Origin of the sequence: Curtobacterium sp. MCBA15_016, assembly GCF_001865105.1 — a bacterium.
Taxonomy (GTDB): domain Bacteria; phylum Actinomycetota; class Actinomycetes; order Actinomycetales; family Microbacteriaceae; genus Curtobacterium.
In genome coordinates, this window is the sequence record NZ_MJGR01000076.1 from 53,592 (window position 1) to 73,869 (window position 20,278).

A 20,278-nucleotide genomic window follows, 5' to 3' on the forward strand; every position below is an offset into this window, starting at 1 on the left:
GACAAAAGTGGTCATAGTGTGACGCTCGGTCGACGACGACCACACCATCTCGACGAGGAGAACCCCTGGTGACCCAACCGCTCTCGGTCCAGCTCTACACAGTCCGCGACGCCCTCGCTGCCGATCTGCCCGGCACGCTGCAGCGCATCGCCGAAATCGGCTACACGAACGTCGAGGCCTTCGGATTCGTCGACCGCGCCGAGGCGCTGCGCGATGCCCTCGCCGCGGCCGGACTGCAGAGCCCGAGCGGCCACGCCCGGCTCCTCGACGCCGGCGAGCAGGACCTCGAGCAGATCTTCCACGCGAGCGTCACCGTCGGCCTCACGACCCTGATCGACCCGCACATCGACGAGGCCCGCTGGACCACCCGCGAGGACGTCGAGGCCATCGCCCGCGAGCTGAGCGCCCTCGCGCCGCGCGCAGCGGACCACGGTCTCACTCTCGGCTACCACAACCACGCGTTCGAGTTCTCTAACCGCATCGACGGCGTCTCCGCCTACGAGGTCTTCGCCGACGCGCTGTCCGACGACGTCGTGCTCGAACTCGACACCTACTGGGTGAAGGTCGGCGGCGACGACCCGGTGGCGATCATCGGCAAGTACGGCGACAAGGTCCAGTTCCTGCACGTCAAGGACGGCGACGGTTCGCACGACGACAAGAAGCAGGTCGCGGTGGGCAACGGTGTCATGCCGATCCGCGAGATCATCGCCGCGGCGCCGGACGCGCTGCACGTCGTCGAGCTCGACGACCACGAGGGCGACGTCTTCCAGGCCGTCACCGACTCCTACACGTTCCTCGAGGGGGCCCGCGCATGACCGACACCACCACCGCGACCGACACGCAGGTCGACGCCACCGAGACCACCCGCACCGGCCCGGTCGGCGTCGGCGTCATCGGCGCCGGGGTCATCTCGGACCAGTACCTCTCGAACCTCACGGTCTTCCCCGACGTGACGGTGCACTTCATCGCCGACATCGACCTGCCCCGCGCAGCGGCCCAGGCGGAGAAGTGGGGCGTCGCCGGATCCGGCACGGTGGAGGAGCTCCTCGCGAACGACGACATCGAGATCGTCGTCAACCTGACGATCCCGGCCGCCCACGTCGAGGTCGCCCTGCAGGCCCTCGCCGCCGGCAAGCACGTCTGGGGCGAGAAGCCCTACGCCCTCGACCGTGCGAGCGCCGCCGAGCTGCGCGACGCCGCCCGTGCCGCCGGCAAGACCGTCAGCGTCGCCCCGGACACGTTCCTCGGCGCCGGGCTCCAGACTGCGCTGCGCACCATCCGCGACGGTCGCATCGGCACCCCGCTCAACGGCCTGACGCTCTTCCAGAGCCCCGGCCCGGAGTCGTGGCACCCGAGCCCCGAGTTCCTCTTCGCGTACGGCGCCGGCCCGCTGTTCGACATCGGCCCGTACTACATCACGACCCTCGTGCAGGCGTTCGGCCCCGTGAAGAAGGTCACCGCGACCGCGTCGAAGTCCCGCGCGACCCGCACCATCGGCTCCGGCCCGAAGGCGGGCACCGAGTTCCCGGTCGAGGTCCCGACGAACCACTCGGCCCTCATCGAGTTCGAGAACGGCGGCAGCGCGCAGAGCGTCTTCTCGTTCGAGTCCGACCGCGGCCGCACCGGCTTCGTCGAGATCGCGGGCGAGACCGGCACGGTCGTGTTCCCCGACCCGAACAACTTCGACGGCGACACCGAGCTGTACGCACTCGGTTCCGAGGAACCCGAGACGATCCCCGCCGTGGGGTCCACCTACTCGCGCGGCACCGGCGTGGTCGACCTGGCCCGCTCGCTCCGTGCAGGAGAGGAGAACCGGGTCCCCGGTGCCCTCGCCTTCCACGTCCTCGACGTGATGGTCTCCATCGCCGAGGCAGCCGAACGTGGTGAGGCGGTGCTCGTGGAGAGCACCGTCGCACCCTCCCCGACCCTCCCCGAGGGCTGGGACCCCGCGGCGTCGACCCTGGCCTGACCGGCCGGAGCGGCACCGCACACACAGCAGCACCCGACAGCACGACCAGTACCACCCCCTGCACCATCTCAACGACGAGAAAGTAGAGAGTCATGCGCACTGCCATCCGCGCACTGGCCATCACCGCGGCCGCGGCACTCACCGTGACCGGCCTCGCAGCCTGTTCCTCCGGAGGCTCCGGTTCGTCCGGCGACTCCAAGACGCTCACCTACTGGGCGTCCAACCAGGGCACGTCGCTCCAGAACGACAAGGAGGTGCTGACCCCCGTCCTCAAGAAGTTCACCAAGGAGACCGGGATCAAGGTCGACCTCCAGGTCATCGGCTGGAACGACCTGCAGAACAAGATCCAGACCGCCGTCACCTCGGGCCAGGGCCCGGACGTCGTCAACATCGGCAACACCTGGGCGACCTCGCTCCAGGCCACCGGCGCCTTCCAGGAGTTCGGTGACTCGGAGATGAAGGCGATCGGCGGGTCCGACAAGTTCGGCAAGGTCGCGCTCTCGACCGGTGGCGCGCCCGGCAAGACCGTCACGAGCGTCCCGCTCTACGGCCTCGCCTACGGCCTGTACTACAACAAGAAGATGTTCTCGGACGCCGGCATCGAAGCGCCGACCACGTGGGAGGACCTCACCGCCGACGCGAAGAAGCTCACCTCGGGTGACAAGTACGGCTTCACCATCGCCGGTGGCTCGTACACCGAGAACTCGCACTTCGCGTTCATCACCTCCGCCCAGAACGGCGGCGAGTGGTTCGACAAGGACGGCAAGCCGACCTTCACCCAGAAGGCGAACGTCGACGGCATCAAGCGCTACCTCGACCTGATGCAGTCCGACAAGGTCGTCAACCCGTCGAACGCGCAGTACGACAACGGCACCCAGGCCGTCTCGGACTTCGCGAACGGCAAGGCCGCGATGATGCTCACGCAGAACAACGCGAACGCGACCATCACGTCGCAGGGCATGAAGACGGACGAGTTCGGCGTCGTGCCGTTCCCGACCACCGCTGACGGTCAGGACATCGCGTCCTTCCCGGCCGGCATCAACCTGTCGATCTTCAAGAACACGAAGAACAAGGACGGCGCGCTCAAGTTCGTCAAGTACATGACGAGCGCGGACACGCAGACGACGCTCGACAAGCCGTACTCGGCGCTGCCGGTGCTCGCCGCGGCTGCTGACTCGGTCACCGACGAGCAGACGAAGACGTTCCTCGACATCTACAACAACAAGGCGAAGCCGCTCCCGCTGGTGCCCGCCGAGGACCAGTTCGAGTCCACGGTCGGCAAGGCGATGAACGACATGTTCGCCAAGATCGCGACCGGTTCCACCGTCTCGGACAGCGACATCAAGTCGGCGCTCCAGACCGCCCAGGACCAGGTGTCCCAGGCCGCTGGTTGATCCGCCCAGGAGGCCCGGGTCGCGTCCGCAAGGACGCGTCCGGGCCTCCACCCCTCAGGTCCACGGCCCCACCCACGTCGAGCCCACGACCTGCGGTTCCGCACCCGGCCACACGCCGGGGGTGAGCCGATCGGCTCACGCATGCCGCGCCTCCCGACCGCTGCCACGGTCCGCGCGAAGCACCCGATCCCCCTCCTGCCGAAAGGCCCCCGCTCATGTCCACCTCGGTCCTGCCCGACTCCGAGCGCATCGACCTGACCCACACGAAGGGCCCGACCACGTCGGGCCGTCCGCCCGGTCGGAAGCGCAAGGGACACTGGCTGCCCTACGCGCTCGTCGCGCCCGCCATCCTCTTCGAGCTGCTGATCCACATCGTGCCGATGCTCACCGGCATCTGGATCTCGTTCATCCAGCTCACCAAGTACTTCATCGCCAACTGGGGTGCCGCACCGTTCGCGGGGCTGCGCAACTACTCGGTCGTCATCGACTTCGACCAGGCGATCGGCAAGGGCGTCCTGAACTCGTTCCTCATCACGTGCGGCTTCACCGTCCTCGTGGTCGGGCTCTCGTGGACCTTCGGCATGGCCGCCGCGGTCGCGCTGCAGAAGCCGTTCAAGGGGCGCGGTCTGTTCCGCACGCTCTTCCTCGTGCCGTACGCGCTGCCGATGTACGCCGGCATCATCACCTGGAAGTTCATGTTCCAGCGTGACTCGGGTGCGATCAACCACATCCTCGTGGACCAGCTGCACCTGTTCAACGGCACCGGGCCGTTCTGGTTGATCGGCTCGAACGCCTTCGTCTCGGTCGTCGTCGTGGCGATCTGGAAGACCTGGCCGTTCGCGTTCCTCATGCTCATGGCCGGCCTGCAGTCCGTGCCGAACGACGTGTACGAGGCCGCGTCGGTCGACGGCGCGAAGCCCTTCCGGCAGTGGCGCTCGATCACGCTGCCGATGGTGCGCCCGGTCAACGTGACGCTCGTGCTCGTGATGTTCCTCTGGACGTTCAACGACTTCAACACACCGTTCGTGCTGTTCGGCTCGACCGCCCAGCCCCCGGCGGCGGACCTGCTGAGCTTCCACATCTACAACGCGTCCTTCATCACCTGGAACTTCGGCTCCGGTGCCGCGATGAGCGTCCTGCTCCTCATCTTCCTGCTCATCGTCACCGGCATCTACCTCGCCGTGACCAACCGGAGGTCCGTCCGTGCGTGAGACATTCGGCGCTAAGTCCTTCAAGGTCGTGACCCTGGTCGTCCTGACCCTGTTCACGGTCGTCCCGCTCTACGTGATGATCACCACGGCCATCAAGCCGCTCGGTGACGTGCAGAACGACTTCACGTGGATCCCGACGAACATCACCATCCAGCCGTTCATCGACATGTGGTCGACGGTCCCGCTCGGCAAGTACTTCATCAACTCGCTCGTGGTCTGCACGGTCGCGACGGTGTTCTCGCTGATCATCGCGACCTTCGCCGCCTACGGTGTCTCGCGCTGGAACTTCAAGGGCAAGAGCACCTTCACCACCGCGGTGCTCTCCACCCAGATGTTCCCCGGTGTGCTGTTCCTGCTCCCGCTGTTCCTCATCTTCACGAACCTCGGGAACGCGCTCGGCATCCAGCTCGTCGGCAGCTGGACCGGCCTGATCATCACCTACCTGACGTTCACGCTCCCGTTCTCGATCTGGATGCTCGCGGGCTACTTCGAGACCATCCCGCGTGAACTCGACGAGGCCGCGATGGTTGACGGCTCCGGCCCGATGGGTGCCCTGTTCCGGGTCATCCTGCCCTCGGCGCGTCCGGGTCTGGTCGCGGTCGGCATCTACTCGTTCATGACGGCGTGGGGCGAGGTGCTCTTCGCCTCGGTCATGACGAACGGCGACGGGCAGACGCTGGCCGTCGGTCTGCAGCAGTACTCCACGCAGACGAACGTGTACTGGAACCAGATCATGGCGGCGTCCCTCGTCGTCTCGATCCCGGTCGTGATCGCGTTCCTCATCGTGCAGCGGCAGTTCGTGGCCGGCCTGACGGCCGGTGCGGTGAAGTAGGCGGGACCGCCTGACGGGAGGCGCGGTGCGGGTCCGACCCGCACCGCGCCTCCCGTCCGTGCGTGCGCTGGTGCGCGGGTGTGCGCGCCGGCACCGAGACTCGGCCGGGCGGACGCTTTCGCGTCCGCGAGGCCACGAAGGTGCCCGCCGGGGCGAGACTCGGCGGACGGAATCCGGACAGGATGGGACCATGAGCGAGCCACGCGGGCGGCAACTGCTGCCGGGACAGACCAGCCGGGTGCACGTGTACGACGTCGAGAGCCGGACGAGCCGGCTCGTGTTCGAGTCGAGCTCGGTGCTCGTCGAGGCGCCGAACGTGCTGGCCGACGGCACCCTCGTGCTGAACGGGAACGGCGACCTCTGGCTGCTGCGCCCCCCTGCCGACGGCGACGCCGTGCTCGACGAGACCGCCCTCGTGCGCGTCCCGATGCCCGGCGTCCCCGAGATCAACAACGACCACGTGCTCGACCCCTCGGGCAACTCCGTCGTGGTGAGCGCCCGCGACGGGGACCTGTACCGGGTGCCGGTGCCCGCCGGGGGAGCGGCCGCGACCCTCACCGACGTCACCACCGCGCTGCCGGTCGTCCGGAAGTTCTACCTGCACGGCATCGCGCCCGACGGCGAGACCCTCGCGGCGATCGTCGGGGAGCGCACCGAGGAGGGCGTCTGGACCACCGACGTCGCCCTCGTCGACCCGGCCACCGGGGACCCGACGTTCCTGACCCGCGACGAGCACCCCGACGACGGCGTCGCGTTCGCGGGCGACATGCTCGTGTGGAACTCGGAGCGGTTCACGCCGGGCACCGCGCAGCTCGTCGCCCTCTGGCCCGGGGCGACCGACCCGGTCCGGATCACGAACGACGACCGGGTGAACTGGTTCCCGCACGTCTCGCCGGACGGCGCCCACCTGCTCTACCTGTCGTACGAGCCCGGCGTGCAGGGCCACCCCGCTGACCACCGCGTGGAGCTCCGGCTCCTGCCCGGCTCGCTCGTGCGCGGTGCCCGGATCGCCGTCCAGCCGGAGACCCTCGTCACGCTCGAGGGCGGGCAGGGGACCGTGAACGTGCCGCCGTGGTCGCCGGACTCGCGCTGGTTCGCGTACTGCGACTACCCGGCGGCGTAGGGGCGCCGCGAGTTCACGCGCTGAGCGACAGTTCACGCGCTCGGTTGCCCGTGAACTGTCGCTCAGCGCGAAACACCGGCGGAGCCAGCGGCCCCCTCGGCACGGGCGGCCGACGGCCCCGCCTACACCTCGCGCACCTGGCCCTGCTTGATGTGCAGGCGGCGCTCGGCCCGCTTCGCCACCCACGAGTCGTGCGTGACGATGACCACGGTGAGCCCGCGCTCCTTCCACTGCTTCTCGATGAGCCCCATGATCTCGTCACGGGTCGCCTCGTCGAGCGCACCGGTCGGCTCGTCCGCCAGCAGCACGCTCGGGTTCTTGACCAGCGCCCGCGCGATGGCCACGCGCTGCTGCTGCCCGCCGGACAGCTCCGCGGGCAGGTGGTCGAGCCGTTCGCCGAGGCCGACCTCCCGGAGCGCCGCGGTCGCACGGCCGCGGATCTCCGACCGCGACCGGTTCGCGAGGGATCCGGCGAACGCGGTCTCGACGTTCTCCAGCGCCGTCAACGTCGGGATGAGGTTGAAGCTCTGGAAGACGAACCCGATCTCGGTCGCCCGCAGGTTCGTCAGCGCCCCGTCCCCGAGCTTCGCCACGTCCTGGTCACCGAGGAGCACGCTGCCGGCACTCGGACGGTCGAGCGCACCGAGCATCTGCAGCAGGGTCGACTTGCCGCCGCCGGTCGGCCCCTGGATCGCGACGAGCTGTCCCTGCGGGATGGTCAGGTCGACGTTCGTCAGCGCGGTGACGGTCCGGTTCTTCTGCTTGTACGTCTTGCTCACGTTCTTCAGGGCGTAGATCGGCCTGGAGGCGCGGCTCGCCTCCGCAGCGGAGGGCGCGGTGTCGATGCTGGTCACGGGGGCTCCTGTCGGTTCCGGTGTCGATGCGGTGCTGTCGGGGCCGGCGACGACGGGGGTCGTGCCGGTGGTCGGCCCGGGCATCAGGCCACGCTCCGCAGTGCCTCGGCCGGACGGAGCCGGCTCGCTCGCCAGCCGCCGAGTGCGCCGGCGATGAGGCCGCCGAGCACGGCGAGGCCGATCGCGAGCAGGATCACCTCGACGGTGACGGGGGCGTGCAGGACGACGTCGGTCGTCGAGGCCGTGCTCGCACCGCCGCCGCCGAACCCACCGGCGGGGGCGCCACCGGTCGTGCCGCTGCCGGCCGCCGCCGTCGCCGCGCCGCCGGGCATCCCGCCGCCGGCCATGCCGCCGCGGTTCGTCGTGGACGAGGCGCTCGCCGAGATCGTCGGGGAGATGACGTTCACGACGAGGATGCCGATGAGTCCAGCGGCCGCACCGATCACGCCGCCGATGATGCCCTGCACGAGGGACTCGCCGGCGACCTGGCGCGTGATGCGGCCGTTCGACCAGCCGATCGCCTTGAGGGTGCCGAACTCCCGCGTGCGCCGGGTGACGCCGGAGATCGTGAAGAGGATGGCGATGAGGAACGCCGCCGCGAGGACGACGATCGACAGCCAGGTGCCGAGGTTCGAGACGAGACTCGAGGCGGTGCTCAGCGAGCCGGAGACGCTCGACGCGAGGTCGGCCTCGGTCGAGACGGTGGCGCTGGTGAGCTGCTTCTGCAGCGCGGACTTGATCGTGCCGACGTCCGACGAGGACGACGCCGAGACGTAGATCGAGGTGACCTTGCCGTCCAGGTCCGCCAGTGCCTGCGCGGTGTCCAGCGGGATGTACGTGTTCGAACCGGTGGTCGACGACGAACCGGTGGACGACACGATGCCGATGACCGAGAAGTCCTTCCCGCCGATGGAGACGGTGTCGCCGACGGCCTTCGACTCGCTCTTCGCGTAGGCGGCGTCGAGCACGACGACGTCCTTGCCCGCGTCCGCCGACGTGAACGCGCGACCCTTCGTGAGCTCGGTGCTCGTCAGCGGCCCGACGGTGTCACCGGACACCGGGATGCCCGTGACGGTGAACGAGTCGACGCTGAACGACCCGCCGCCGAAGCCGCCGCCGCCCTCGCCGCCGCTCGGCGGACCCTGCTGGGTCCCGGTGCCGCTGCTGTCGCTCGAGCTGCTGCTGCTGTCCGACTGCTGCTGCACCTGGCCCGAGAACGTGCTGTTCTCGAGGGTCAGGACACCGGTCGCGGCCTTCACCCCGCTCGTGCTCGTGACGGTCTGCACGTCCGACGCGCTGAGCGTGCTGGACCCGCGGGAGACAGCGAGCCGGGACTGCGAGAGGTCGGTCGAACCACTGCCGCTGCCGGAGCTGCCCTGGCTGCCGAAGTCGAAGCTCGGACGCCCGGTGGCGGAGCCGGTCGGGGTCTCGGTCTTCGTCACGGTGATGTCGGTACCGACGCCGTAGACGGACTGCAGCACGCTCGCCTGCGCGGCCTTCACGCCGCCCGCGATCGAGGACACGATGACCACGAGGGCGATGGCGAGCGCCATGCCGATCGCGATGATGACGGTCTGCTTCTTGCGGTTCGTGAGTTCGCGCCTGAGGTAGGTCAGGAACATGGTTCTCCTCGGTGTTGGGGTCGAGGAGACCGTAGGGAGGCAGTCGATGAGCGGCGCTGCGGGATCCCAAGAACTTCCGATGAAGCCTCAGCTGGCGTCGCCGTACGTCCGGCGGAGGTGCTCGGCGTAGCCGCCCGGCGTCCGACCGTCGAACCGGCCGCTCGTCACCACGGGGAGGTCCGTCGTCGCGCGCACGTCGAACCCGAGGGCTCGTGCACGCTCGACGAGCCGGACGTCCTCGTGCTCGGGCACCGGGTCGAAGCCGCCGATCGCCAGGCACACGTCCCCCCGCAGCCCGAGGTTCGCCCCGTGCACGTGGCCGAGCGTCGACCCCGGCGGGTGCGCGTGCGTCCACCGGGCGAGGACCACGGGGTCGAGGTCGTCCGGGTCCGGGACCACGGCCCCCACCAGGACGTGCGCGCCGTCGGCGTGGGCCTCGACCTGCTGCACGAGCCAGCCCGGGTCGACGCGGGAGTCGGCGTCCGTGTGGGCCGTCCACCGCTCGGACGGCTCCGGTCCCGTCGCGAGGGCACGGGTGGTCCCGACGGCCCGTGCTCGTCCGACGCCGAGGTGCGCGGTCTCGACGACCTCGAGGGGGACCTCGGTCCAGAGCGGGTCCGCGGCCGCCGCCGACCGGAGGACGAACGCCGTCCGGTCCGTGCACCCGTCCAGGACGACCACGACCGACACCTCGACGGTGGGGTGCGCTCGCCGCAGGACCCGGACCGCGTCGGCGAGGGCCTCGACGCAGCCGCCGATGCCGTCCTCCTCGTCGTGCGCCGGCACGACGACGTCGACGCGTGCGGGGAGCGTCACGGGGTCAGCCCTTCCGTCGTCGCGACGGAGACCACCGACGGACCGGGGAAGACGCTCAGGACGAAGTCCTCCTCGACGTGCCGGACGAGCGCGGGCCGCGGCCACCGCTCGGCGATGCGGGCGTCCACGACGTCACCCGAGGTCACGGCGTCGTCGTCGGGGTGCCGCCAGTGACAGGCGACGAGGACACCGTCGTCGTCGAGGGAACCGAGCGCCCGGTCGATCGTGGCGTCGAGGTCCGCCGGCGACAGGTAGTACCCGACCTCGGAAAACAAGACGAGGTCCCATCGACCGTCCGGCCACTCCGACGGCAGCTCGGCCTGGACGAACCGGGCGGCCGGCGCACGCAGCCGGGCACGTTCCAGTGGTGCCGCGGCGATGTCGGTCCCGAGCACGGCGTCGGCGCGCTCGGTCAACGCGGCCGTCAGCACCCCCGTCGCGCAGCCGAGCTCGAGCGCGGACCGGTACCGCTCGCGGGGGAGCGCCGCCAGGGTCACGGCACGCTTCCGCCGTTCGTACCAGGAGCCCTCGAAGTCCCAGCCCTCCGGCTTCCGCTCGTAGTGGGCGTCGAAGGACTCCCGGGAGCGGGAGGACTGCACCGCGGACACGGCGAAGAACCACTCGGTCGGCCGCAGGTGGTGCGCGGCGTGCCGGGCGTCGACGATCGCCTCGTCGCCCGGGGCCGGCGAGAGCGGCCGGGTCTGCGAGGTGTAGGCGTCGAGTGCGGCGCGCTTCCGGTCCAGGACCGCCGACGACAGCGCCAGCGACCGGGCCCGGTCCCAGGGCGCCGCGGGGTCGGACGGGTCGTCCCAGTGCCACGCCCAGATCGGGTACTCGAGCAGCTCCGCTCCCGGAGTGCCCGCGACGACGTCCGCGGCGACCTCGCCCGCGATGCGGTGGTCCCGGTGCCCGTCCCCACGCCACGGCGCGACGACGAGCACGGGACCGTCGACCGGCCCGACCCGCTCGGTGAGCGCCGCCCGGAGCACGTCCGGGTGCTCACGGAGCCCGCCGTCCGGGACGTCCAGGACCGTCGCGCTCGCCGCGGGGGCGAGTGCCGCCAGCGCCGCCCGGAACTCGGCGTCCCGGATCACCCGGAGCCGCTCGGGGGAAGTGCTCGGCGAGTCCGGGTGCGAGCCCTCGCCGCGGGTCACGAGCAGCACGTGCACGGGGACACCGGCGTCCGCGGCGGACGCGATCAGCCCGCCGGCGCCGAGGGTCTCGTCGTCGGGGTGCGGCGCGACGACCACGACCGCGGCGACCCCGTCGAGCCGCACCGGCAGCGAGGGCACCGACCGCAGGAAGGACGTCCAGTCGGCGGGGTCGGTGCCCGGCTCGCGGTGGTCGAAGCTCACCACGCGACACCGCCGCGCTCGACGACGATGCGGCCGGTGCGGGCGAGGTCCCGCTCGCCGTGGTCCTGCAGCACGTAGAGCTCGAGGTCGGCGACGCGCGCGGCGACCGCCGGGTCCGAGGTCAGGGGAGCGGGGCCGATCGTCCGCACGACCCGCTCCCGGACGGCGTCGACGGCCCGGCGGACCCGGGAGCGCACGACCTGCGCGAGCAGCGACCAGTCGTCGTCGGAGATCGGGGCGGCCGCGTCGCCGGAGTCGGTGCCCGGGCCGTCGATCCGGGCCGCGGCGTCGGCGAGGGCGTCCTCGGCGTCGGCGAGGTCGGCGACCGTCGCGCCGAGGGCGGCCTGCAGCAGCTCGGACCCGGGCCGGGACACCACCAGGGAGCGGAGGACCCGGGCGAGTCCGACCGCGCCACCCCACCAGCACGCCGCGACACCGATCCCGCCCCAGGCGAACCCCGGACGCGTGAGGTACCAGCCGGGAGCGCCGACGGGCGTCGCGTGCACCCCGGCGAAGTCGACCGGGCCGCTCGGCACGTCCGGCATGCCACGGGCGACCCAGGCCTCGTCGTGCACCGTCACACCGTCCTGCCGGAGGTCCACAGCGAACAGCTGCCGGTCGTCCCCGACGTGCGCGGTGACGAGCGCGTTCGAGAGGCTCGACGCGAGGGAGCACCACGGCTTCGTGCCGTCGAGCGCGAACGAGCCGCCCGAGCCGCCCGACGTCGCCGTGAGCCGCAGCCCCGGGCCCTCGGCGGCGAACACGCCCCACGTCGACCCCTCCGGGGCGTCCACCCCGGCCTGCGCGAGGATGCCGAGTGCGTCGAGGTGCGGCTCGACCGTGCGTGCGAGCGCGACGTCCGCGGCCGCCACGGCAGCGAGCGCGGCGAAGGACCCGCCGGCCGTCCCCGCGGACAGCAGCGGGGCCGTGGAGGCGACCGACCGCGCGAACGCGAGCCGGTCCGCCGGGGTCGCGCCGCGCCTCCCGGGACCGCCTGCGATCCGGGCGGACTCCTCGATGCGCGCGGTGTCGACGGATCGGGCAGAGGCCGGCCAGGCCGAGGATCGGAGCATGGCGCTCACGGTACGGAGCGGACGCCGAGTGCCTGCTCGGGAATCCACAGAGCGCCGAGGGGCGCTCCACAGACCGCTCATAGGAAACTCTCGATACTCGAAGACGTGACCATCTCCCAGCCTGCAGCAGCCCCGCGCCTCACGCGTGCCGACGGAACCCCGTTGCGCATCCTCGTCGTCGACGACGAGGCCAGCCTCACCGACCTCCTGTCCATGGCGCTCCGCTACGAGGGCTGGGACGTCAAGAGCGCGAACGGCGGCCAGGACGCACTGAGCACGGCGCGCGAGTGGAAGCCGGACGCGATGGTGCTCGACGTGATGATGCCGGACCTCGACGGTCTGCAGGTGCTCAGCCGGCTGCGGCAGAACAACGACGACACCCCCGTGCTGTTCCTCACCGCCAAGGACTCCGTGGAGGACCGCGTCACCGGTCTCACCGCGGGCGGCGACGACTACGTCACGAAGCCCTTCTCCCTCGAAGAGGTCGTGGCGAGGCTCCGCGGGCTCATCCGTCGCTCGCAGATCTCGATCTCCGAGGCCGGCGACTCGCGCATCGTCGTGGGTGACCTGGTGCTCGACGAGGAGTCGTACGAGGTGTCCCGCGCCGGTCGGCCGATCGAGCTGACCGCGACCGAGTTCGAGCTCCTCCGCTTCCTGATGCGCAACCCGCGCCGCGTGCTGTCGAAGGCGCAGATCCTCGACCGCGTGTGGTCCTACGACTTCGGGGGCAAGTCCTCCGTCGTCGAGATCTACATCTCCTACCTGCGCAAGAAGATCGACGCGGGCGAGACCCCGATGATCCACACCGTGCGCGGCGTCGGGTACGTCATCAAGCCCACGTCCTGAGGTCGGTGCAGTGACCCTCCGTCGTCGGCTCGTCCTGAGCATCGTCGCGCTCGTCGTCGCCGTCAGCGCGGTCATCGGTGCCGGGAGCATCATCGCGCTCGCGTCCATCCAGACGGGCACGATCGACAGCCAGCTCTCGAAGGCGACCGACCGTGCGAGCACGAAGTTCGGCGAGGGACAGCAGAACCCGAATGGGCAGCGCCCGAACGACGACGCCCTGCAACCCCTCGGCCAGGCGGCCGGCACCCTCACCGCGTACTACTTCTCCGGTGGCGGCGCGGGCGGAATCGTCCTGACCGACAACAGCTCGCGGCTGCAGCTCACGACGACGCAGCTCGACCGCCTGGGCAACGTCAAGGTCGGCGTCGACCCGGCCACGATGGACCTCGGCGGATCGCTCGGCCGCTACCGCGTGGCCGCCGTGCAGGTCGACAACCCGGTGCTCGGCAACGCCGTCCTCGTGGTCGGACTCCCGATGTCGCCCGTGTACGAGAGCGTCCGGTCGCTGCTGCTCGTCGTGATCATCGTCGTCGCGGCAGCGCTCGTCGCCGCGTCCGTCGTCGCCGCGGTCGTCGTCCGCCGGTCCCTGCGGCCGCTCGAACGGGTCGCCGAGACCGCCTCGACCGTCGCCCGCATGCCACTCGAGCGCAGCGACGCCCTGCAGGACGTCCGGGTGCCCGACACCGACCCCCGCACCGAGGTCGGCCGCGTCGGCAGCGCCTTCAACCGGATGCTCGGCCACATCGCCGGCGCCATGCAGGCCCGCGAACGCTCGGAGCAGAAGGTCCGCCAGTTCGTCGCCGACGCGTCGCACGAACTCCGGACGCCCCTGGCATCGGTGCGCGGGTACGCCGAGCTCACCCGTCGGATGGGTGCGGACCTGCCGAAGGACGTCGTGTACGCGATGAGCCGGATCGAGTCCGAGTCGAAGCGCATGACGAGCATGGTCGAGGACCTGCTGCTGCTCGCCCGACTCGACGAGGGCCGCGAGATCCAGTTCGACGACGTGGACCTCACCGGCCTCGTGCTCGACGCGGTGAACGACGCGCACGCGGCATCGCCGGACCACCCGATCGAGGTGGACGTCCCGTCGACCCCCGTGACGGTGGTGGGCGACGCCGCGCGCCTGCACCAGGTGATCGTCAACCTCGTCACCAACGCCCGGACCCACACCCCGGACGGCACCCGCATCACCGTGGGGCTCGCGCCGTCGGCCTCGGGGACCGGCGTGGACCTGACCGTGCGGGACACCGGGCAGGGCATCGACCCGGAGTTCCTGCCGAAGCTGTTCGAGCGGTTCGCCCGCGCCGACAGCTCCCGCTCGCGCACCGCGGGGTCGACGGGGCTCGGGCTCGCCATCGTGGACGCGGTCGTGCAGGCGCACGGCGGGTCCGTGGACGTGACGAGCGAGCCGGGGGACACCGTGTTCACGGTGCACCTGCCGTCGGAGCGGCCGGTGGCCGGCGCGGCGTCGGCCGCGTCTGCTTCTGCTTCCGTTCCCGTGTCCGGGGACGCGACCGACGACTGGTCGGCGACCCCGGTCCCGTCCGCCACCGACTGACGGACGGGAGGCGCGGTGCGGGCCGGCACCGCGCCTCCCGTCCGACGGTTGGTCGCGACCGTCGTGCCGTGCTACAGTTCTCGAAGCCAAAGACCGCCGGTTGTCGTGCTGCTCGCAGCGCGAACGAAGGTCCTCACTCATGAGGCAGCCCGCGCAGGTGTTCCGAACCTCTCCTTCCGTTCGCGGGGGAGCAGCTCCGAGCCTCTGCGCCGGAGCTTTTTTCATGTGGTGGAGTCCTGGGGCTGCCGGCAAGAACCCCAAGGAGAACCATGGCGAACAAGGAAGCTGCGGTCGCCGAGCTCACGGAGTCCTTCCGTAGCTCGAACGCCGTTCTGCTCACCGAGTACCGCGGTCTCACGGTCGCGCAGCTCAAGGAGCTCCGCAACTCGATCCGTGAGCACGCCACGTACGCCGTGGTGAAGAACACGCTGACCAAGATCGCGGCGAACAACGCCGGCATCTCGTCGTTCGACGACGAGCTCGCCGGTCCGTCCGCTCTCGCCTTCGTCCACGGTGACACCGTCGCCGTCGCGAAGTCGCTGCGTGCATTCGCCAAGGCGAACCCCGAGCTCGTGGTGAAGGGTGGTTACTTCGACGGTAACCCGCTCTCCGCGACCGAGGTGGACAAGCTCGCCGACCTCGAGTCCCGTGAAGTCCTGCTCGGCAAGCTCGCCGGCGCCTTCAAGGCCTCGCTGTTCGGTGCTGCGTACCTGTTCCAGGCCCCCCTCTCGCAGGCCGTCCGCACCGTGGACGCCCTTCGCGAGAAGCAGGAGTCCGCGGCCTGATCAGGCTCGCGTTCCACAACCACACGATCTAGCTAGTAGTAGGAGAAAATCATGGCGAAGCTTTCGCAGGACGAGCTCATCGAGGCCTTCAAGGAGCTCACGCTCATCGAGCTCTCGGACTTCGTGAAGAAGTTCGAAGAGGTCTTCGAGGTCACCGCGGCCGCCCCGGTCGCCGCTGCCGCTCCGGCCGCCGCCGGCGCCCCGGCCGAGGCCGCTGAGGAGAAGTCGGAGTTCGACGTCGTCCTCAAGTCCGCTGGTGACAAGAAGATCCAGGTCATCAAGGAGGTCCGTGGCCTGACGTCGCTCGGCCTCGGTGAGGCCAAGGCGCTCGTCGAGACCGCCGACGCCAAGATCCTCGAGGGTGTCAACAAGGAGACGGCCGACAAGGCGAAGGAGGCCCTCGAGGCCGCCGGCGCCACGATCGAGCTCGCGTAGTCTCGACCGTTCGGTCACGAAGGCCGCTGCCCCTCGGGGCGGCGGCCTTCGTCGCGTGCGGGGGGCTTGCGGCCGGGACTTTTCGCGCTGAGCGACACTTCATGCCGCCCGACGCCCGTGAGGTGTCGCTGAGCGCGTGAGATCGTCTCCGTCACACCCAGACGCCGTGTGCGCGGAACAGCGCTCGGAGGCGATCGAGTTCGACGAGGTGCCACCACGTGACGCGGATGACCGAGCGGACAGCCGGGAGCGATCGGAGCCGGTCCTCCCGCCGCTTCTCCGCCCAGAGCACGTCGGCGGGGTCGCGCCCGTCGAGCATGCTCGGGTCCACGTACTTCTGCCGACCGTCGAACTCGACGACCACACCGAGCGACGGGAACCAGAAGTCGACTCGATCCACTGAGCCGTCCGCGTGGCGGAACTCCACCTGTGGTTCGCAGGGTGGGAGTCCGAGCTGGACGAAGCGGATTGCGGTGAAGGACTCGCCGACCGACTCGTGGCCCACGTGGAGCGCTGCGAGCACCGTCTCGGCGCGCACTGAACCCCGGGCCGGGCGCACCGGCACCGCCTGCCGGAGGTCCGCGAAGGCCAGGGTGCCGCCTCGGATGGCTGCGTCGACGGCGACCGCGGCGACGTGCGCCGGCTCCGTCGCGATGACGGCGCACGCGGTGTCCAAGGTGCACGTGACCGGGACGCCGTCGAACGGGCGCGCTCGGGTGCAGGGGGTTCGGCTGCTCGGGTGACGGATGAGCCCGGCACGGTGCTGGATGACCGGGGCCGCCCGATCGGTGACGTGGACACGGTCCGGTGCATCGCCGATCAGCGGCCAGCCGTGGATGAGGGCTGCGCTGAGGTGGGAGAAGACCGATCCCGGACGCAGTCGCGGTGCCACCGCCCGAGCTCTGGCGAGGTGGCGGCCGACCGGGTCTAGTCGATCCCAGTCGGCAGTGCAGATGTACACACCCGCGAGGAGTCGCACCAGTGACCCGGCCGCATGTCGCCGCTGGAGCAGCCGGGCGTGCGACGGGTCCGCCGCGGTCGCTCGGAGCAGGAGGGGGCGCTGTGCTGGCGAGTTCATGCGCTCAGGCTGGCCGTTCGCCGGCGGCCCGGACTCGACCGGCCGCAATCTGTGGATGAGCGGCCACTGCCGCGACGCCTGTGGACGGAGGAGTTCACGCGCTGAGCGACACCTCACGGGCTGCGGCGCGCGTGAAGTGTCGGTGAGCGCGTGAAGTCCGGCGGAAGAGCCGGGCGGGCGGGCGGGCGGCGGGCGCGTCAGCGCAGCGTGCTGTGGCGGCGGCCGTAGGCCAGGTAGAGCGCGGCGCCGGCGACCATCCAGATGCCGAAGGCGATCCAGGTGCCGATGCCGAGGAACACCGCGAGCAGCACGCAGCAGAGCGCGCCGATGATCGGCACGACGGGGAACAGCGGCACGCGGTACGACCGCTCGAGCGACGGCTGGGTCCGACGGAGCACGATGACCGACACGTTCACGAGGGCGAACGCCACGAGCGTGCCGATGCTCGTCGCGTCCGCGAGCTCCCCGAGCGGTACCAGTGCGGCGACGATCGTCACGACGACCCCGATGATGAGGGTGTTCCAGACGGGGGTGCCGGTGCGGTGCGAGACCCGGCCGAACACCTTCGGCACGAGTCCGTCGCGGGCCATCGTGAGCAGGATGCGGGTCTGCCCGTAGAGCACGGTGAGCACGACGCTCGCGATCGCGATGACGGCGCCGATCGAGAACACCAGGGCGACCCACGGCTGTCCGGTGACGTCGACGACGATGCGCACGAGCGAGGCCTCGGTCGACGAGAACGACGTCCACGAGCGGGCGCCGATGGCCGCGATCGCGACGAGGATGTACAGCGCCGTGATGAGCGCGATCGACCCGATGATCGCGCGGGGGAGGTCTCGGCGCGGGTTCTTCGCCTCTTCTCCGGCGGTCGACGCGGCGTCGAACCCGATGTACGAGAAGAACAGCCGGGACGCGGCCGCGGTGACCCCGGCGGCACCCATCGGTGCGAGCGGCTCGAAGTTCTGCGCCTGGAACGCCGAGAAGGCCACGATGACGAAGAACACGAGCAGGGCGATCTTCACGATGACCATGACCGTGTTCACCCAGGCGCTCTCGCGCGCACCCGGGAGCAGGACCGCCGTGGCGAGCAGCACCAGGACGGCGGCCGGCAGGTTGACCATGCCGCCCTCGCCCGGAGGCGCCGACAGTGCGGTCGGCAGGTGCAGCCCGAACACCCGCAGGGTCTCGTCGACGTACTCGCTCGCGCCGACCGCGACGGCGGCCACGGAGACGGCGTACTCGAGCACGAGGCACCAGCCGCACACCCAGGCGATGCCCTCGCCCATGGTGGCGTAGGTGTACGAGTAGCTCGACCCGGACGTCGGCACGGCACCCGCCATCTCGGCGTACGACAGCGCCGAGAGGAGGGCGGCGACACCGGCGACGACGAAGGAGATCCAGACCGCGGGACCGGCGAGCGGCACGGCGGTCCCGAGGACGACGAGGATGCCGGTGCCGAGCGTGGCGCCGACACTGATCATCGTGAGGTGCCAGACCCCGAGCGACCGCCGGAGCGGCTCGCCGTCCACCCCCGCCGAGGCCTCGGCCTGCAGCTGCTCGATCGGCTTCCGTCGGGCGAGCTGTGCGCGGAGGGACGTGGGGCGGGTGGGCGCGGACGTCAATGGGACCTCGAGTGGTGCGGGGAAGGGGACGGGAAATGGTCGCATGCCCCCTGAACGGGGTCAAATGAGCCACGGCGGCCCGATGTCCCACCCCGGGGCTAGGTTTGCAGCATGGATCGGGGTGACGCGTCGTGAGCATGCACGGCGGGATGCGCGGCGGCGGCGGTGGTCGCGGTGGCGGCCGGATCTCCAGCGGCGACTTCGAGGCGCAGAAGGCCGCCAACGCCGAGGCGCCCAAGATCCCGAACCTCCTCAAGCGCATCGCCGGGCTGTTCGTGCCGCACCGGAACGCGATCATCCTGACCGTCGTGCTGGTGCTGATCGGCGCCGCGATCTCCGTCGTCCCACCGCTCCTCACCCAGCGGGCGTTCGACGAGGGGCTCTTCCCGAAGGGCGGCGGCGGGCCGGACCTGCCCGTGCTGTACGTGCTCGTCGGTGCCATGGTGGTGCTCTGGATCGCGAGCGCGGGGATCGGCGTCTGGCAGACCTACCTCACCGCGACGGTCGGCAACAAGGTCATGGGCGCGATGCGCATGCGGCTGTTCGGACACCTCCAGCGCATGGAGCTCGCGTTCTTCACCCGCACCAAGACCGGTGTCATCCAGTCCCGCCTGCAGAACGACGTCGGTGGCGTGGCGAGCGTGCTCAACAACACGATCTCGTCGATCCTCGGCAACACGGTGACGGTGATCGCCGCCGTCGTCGCGATGCTGCTCCTCAGCTGGCAGATGACCCTCGTCGCCGTCGTCCTGCTGCCCCTCCTGGTGATCGCGCAGCGACGGGTCGGCCAGGTCCGGGCCAAGATCGCCGCGCAGACGCAGGAGTCGCTGTCGGACATGACCGCGATCACGCAGGAGGCCCTGAGCGTCTCCGGCATCCTGCTCGCGAAGAGCTTCAACCAGCAGCGCGCGGAGACGCAGCGGTACGGCAACGAGAACCGCAACCAGATCCGCCTGCAGGTCCGTCAGCAGATGTCCGGTCAGTGGTTCTTCGCGATCGTGTCGATCTTCCTGTCCATCATCCCGGCGATCATCTACGTCGTCGCCGCGTACCTCATCATCGGCGACGTCCCGATCACGGCCGGCACGATCGTGGCCTTCACCACCGTGCAGTCCCGGCTGCTGTTCCCGACCGTCGGTCTGCTCCGGGTCGTCCTCGACCTGCAGACCTCCGGCGCGCTGTTCGCCCGCATCTTCGAGTACCTCGACCTCAAGCCCGCCATCACGGACCCGCCCACGGCGAAGCCCGTCGACGAGTCCCGGGTGGGGCACGTCGCCTTCGACGACGTGACGTTCACCTACCCGGACGGCGAGGCGGACAAGCCGACCCTCCGCGGGGTGTCCTTCGAGCTCCAGCCCGGTCAGTTCGCCGCGTTCGTGGGGCCGTCGGGTGCGGGGAAGACGACCGTGTCGTACCTCGTGCCCCGGCTGTACGAGGCGACCGCGGGCTCGGTCCGGTTCGCCGGACAGGACGTCCGCGAGCTGGCGCACGAGGACCTCATGCGCCACGTCGGCATCGTCAGCCAGGAGACCTACCTCTTCCACGCCACCATCGGCGACAACCTGCGCTACGCCAAGCCGGACGCGACCGACGACGAGATCGAGCAGGCCGCGCGCGCGGCGAACATCCACGAGACGATCGCCTCGTTCCCGGACGGCTACGAGACGGTCGTCGGGGAGCGCGGCTACCGGCTGTCCGGCGG

General features: G+C 70.5%; 18 protein-coding genes. 11 read left to right on the forward strand and 7 right to left on the reverse strand.

Going from position 1 to position 20,278, the window contains the following annotated elements; all coding sequences use genetic code 11:
• Positions 1 to 68 precede the first annotated feature (68 nt).
• From BIV03_RS18440 to BIV03_RS18465, 6 genes are all read left to right on the forward strand, one after another.
• Positions 69 to 815, forward strand: coding sequence for a sugar phosphate isomerase/epimerase (locus BIV03_RS18440; RefSeq protein WP_071296718.1), 747 nt, complete (start codon positions 69 to 71; stop codon positions 813 to 815).
• Entirely contained in the window at positions 812 to 1,969 is a 1,158-nt protein-coding gene (locus tag BIV03_RS18445; protein WP_070418379.1) for a Gfo/Idh/MocA family protein, read from the forward strand. The genes BIV03_RS18440 and BIV03_RS18445 overlap by 4 nt, the downstream gene beginning before the upstream one ends.
• A gap of 92 nt (positions 1,970 to 2,061) precedes the next feature.
• On the forward strand, positions 2,062 to 3,363 hold the full coding sequence (locus BIV03_RS18450) for an ABC transporter substrate-binding protein (RefSeq protein ID WP_070418380.1): 1,302 nt from the start codon (positions 2,062 to 2,064) through the stop codon (positions 3,361 to 3,363).
• A gap of 215 nt (positions 3,364 to 3,578) precedes the next feature.
• On the forward strand, positions 3,579 to 4,574 hold the full coding sequence (locus BIV03_RS18455; protein WP_092386365.1) for a carbohydrate ABC transporter permease: 996 nt from the start codon (positions 3,579 to 3,581) through the stop codon (positions 4,572 to 4,574).
• Positions 4,567 to 5,406 carry a carbohydrate ABC transporter permease gene (locus BIV03_RS18460; protein WP_070418381.1) on the forward strand — a complete coding sequence of 280 codons (840 nt, stop codon included), beginning with the start codon at positions 4,567 to 4,569 and terminating at the stop codon, positions 5,404 to 5,406. Before BIV03_RS18455 ends, BIV03_RS18460 begins: the two co-directional genes overlap by 8 nt.
• Before the next feature lie 190 nt (positions 5,407 to 5,596).
• Positions 5,597 to 6,529 carry a hypothetical protein gene (locus BIV03_RS18465; RefSeq protein ID WP_071296719.1) on the forward strand — a complete coding sequence of 311 codons (933 nt, stop codon included), beginning with the start codon at positions 5,597 to 5,599 and terminating at the stop codon, positions 6,527 to 6,529.
• A 122-nt stretch (positions 6,530 to 6,651) separates the two neighbouring features.
• Here the strand turns inward: BIV03_RS18465 and BIV03_RS18470 are convergent, their stop codons facing one another.
• The 5 genes from BIV03_RS18470 to BIV03_RS18490 form a co-directional block, all read right to left on the reverse strand.
• Positions 6,652 to 7,383, reverse strand: coding sequence for an ABC transporter ATP-binding protein (locus BIV03_RS18470; protein WP_254790977.1), 732 nt, complete (start codon positions 7,381 to 7,383; stop codon positions 6,652 to 6,654).
• An 83-nt stretch (positions 7,384 to 7,466) separates the two neighbouring features.
• Complete coding sequence (locus BIV03_RS18475; protein WP_071296720.1) at positions 7,467 to 9,005, reverse strand: ABC transporter permease; 1,539 nt, start codon at positions 9,003 to 9,005, stop codon at positions 7,467 to 7,469.
• Between the two features lie 87 nt (positions 9,006 to 9,092).
• Positions 9,093 to 9,821, reverse strand: a complete 729-nt coding sequence (locus tag BIV03_RS18480; RefSeq protein WP_070418384.1) for a glycosyltransferase family 2 protein — start codon at positions 9,819 to 9,821, stop codon at positions 9,093 to 9,095.
• Positions 9,818 to 11,176, reverse strand: coding sequence for a PIG-L family deacetylase (locus BIV03_RS18485; RefSeq protein ID WP_254790979.1), 1,359 nt, complete (start codon positions 11,174 to 11,176; stop codon positions 9,818 to 9,820). Before BIV03_RS18485 ends, BIV03_RS18480 begins: the two co-directional genes overlap by 4 nt.
• The gene (locus BIV03_RS18490; RefSeq protein ID WP_071296722.1) at positions 11,173 to 12,249 is read right to left on the reverse strand and encodes a hypothetical protein; all 1,077 of its coding nucleotides are present in this window, start codon (positions 12,247 to 12,249) and stop codon (positions 11,173 to 11,175) included. The genes BIV03_RS18485 and BIV03_RS18490 overlap by 4 nt, the downstream gene beginning before the upstream one ends.
• Before the next feature lie 111 nt (positions 12,250 to 12,360).
• Here BIV03_RS18490 and BIV03_RS18495 point away from each other — a divergent pair, with 111 nt between their 5' ends.
• From BIV03_RS18495 to rplL, 4 genes are all read left to right on the forward strand, one after another.
• Positions 12,361 to 13,095, forward strand: coding sequence for a response regulator transcription factor (locus BIV03_RS18495; protein WP_368073349.1), 735 nt, complete (start codon positions 12,361 to 12,363; stop codon positions 13,093 to 13,095).
• A 10-nt stretch (positions 13,096 to 13,105) separates the two neighbouring features.
• Positions 13,106 to 14,656: a cell wall metabolism sensor histidine kinase WalK gene (locus BIV03_RS18500; RefSeq protein ID WP_071296723.1), complete on the forward strand. Its 1,551-nt coding sequence runs from the start codon at positions 13,106 to 13,108 to the stop codon at positions 14,654 to 14,656.
• A gap of 269 nt (positions 14,657 to 14,925) precedes the next feature.
• Positions 14,926 to 15,441 carry a 50S ribosomal protein L10 gene (rplJ, locus tag BIV03_RS18505; RefSeq protein WP_070418388.1) on the forward strand — a complete coding sequence of 172 codons (516 nt, stop codon included), beginning with the start codon at positions 14,926 to 14,928 and terminating at the stop codon, positions 15,439 to 15,441.
• Positions 15,442 to 15,492: 51 nt separating this feature from the next.
• Positions 15,493 to 15,876: a 50S ribosomal protein L7/L12 gene (gene rplL, locus BIV03_RS18510; protein ID WP_022907351.1), complete on the forward strand. Its 384-nt coding sequence runs from the start codon at positions 15,493 to 15,495 to the stop codon at positions 15,874 to 15,876.
• A gap of 151 nt (positions 15,877 to 16,027) precedes the next feature.
• On the opposite strand, the gene BIV03_RS18515 is transcribed toward rplL, so the two are convergent.
• Positions 16,028 to 16,552, reverse strand: coding sequence for a hypothetical protein (locus BIV03_RS18515; RefSeq protein WP_175475997.1), 525 nt, complete (start codon positions 16,550 to 16,552; stop codon positions 16,028 to 16,030).
• Positions 16,553 to 17,151: 599 nt separating this feature from the next.
• A complete protein-coding gene (locus tag BIV03_RS18520) occupies positions 17,152 to 18,576 on the reverse strand; it encodes an amino acid permease (RefSeq protein ID WP_070418390.1) in 1,425 nt (474 codons plus the stop codon).
• Positions 18,577 to 18,713: 137 nt separating this feature from the next.
• On the opposite strand from BIV03_RS18520, the gene BIV03_RS18525 reads away from it, so the two are divergent.
• Positions 18,714 to 20,278, forward strand: a 1,565-nt coding sequence (locus tag BIV03_RS18525) for an ABC transporter ATP-binding protein (RefSeq protein ID WP_254790981.1), incomplete at its 3' end; no start/stop codon positions are given.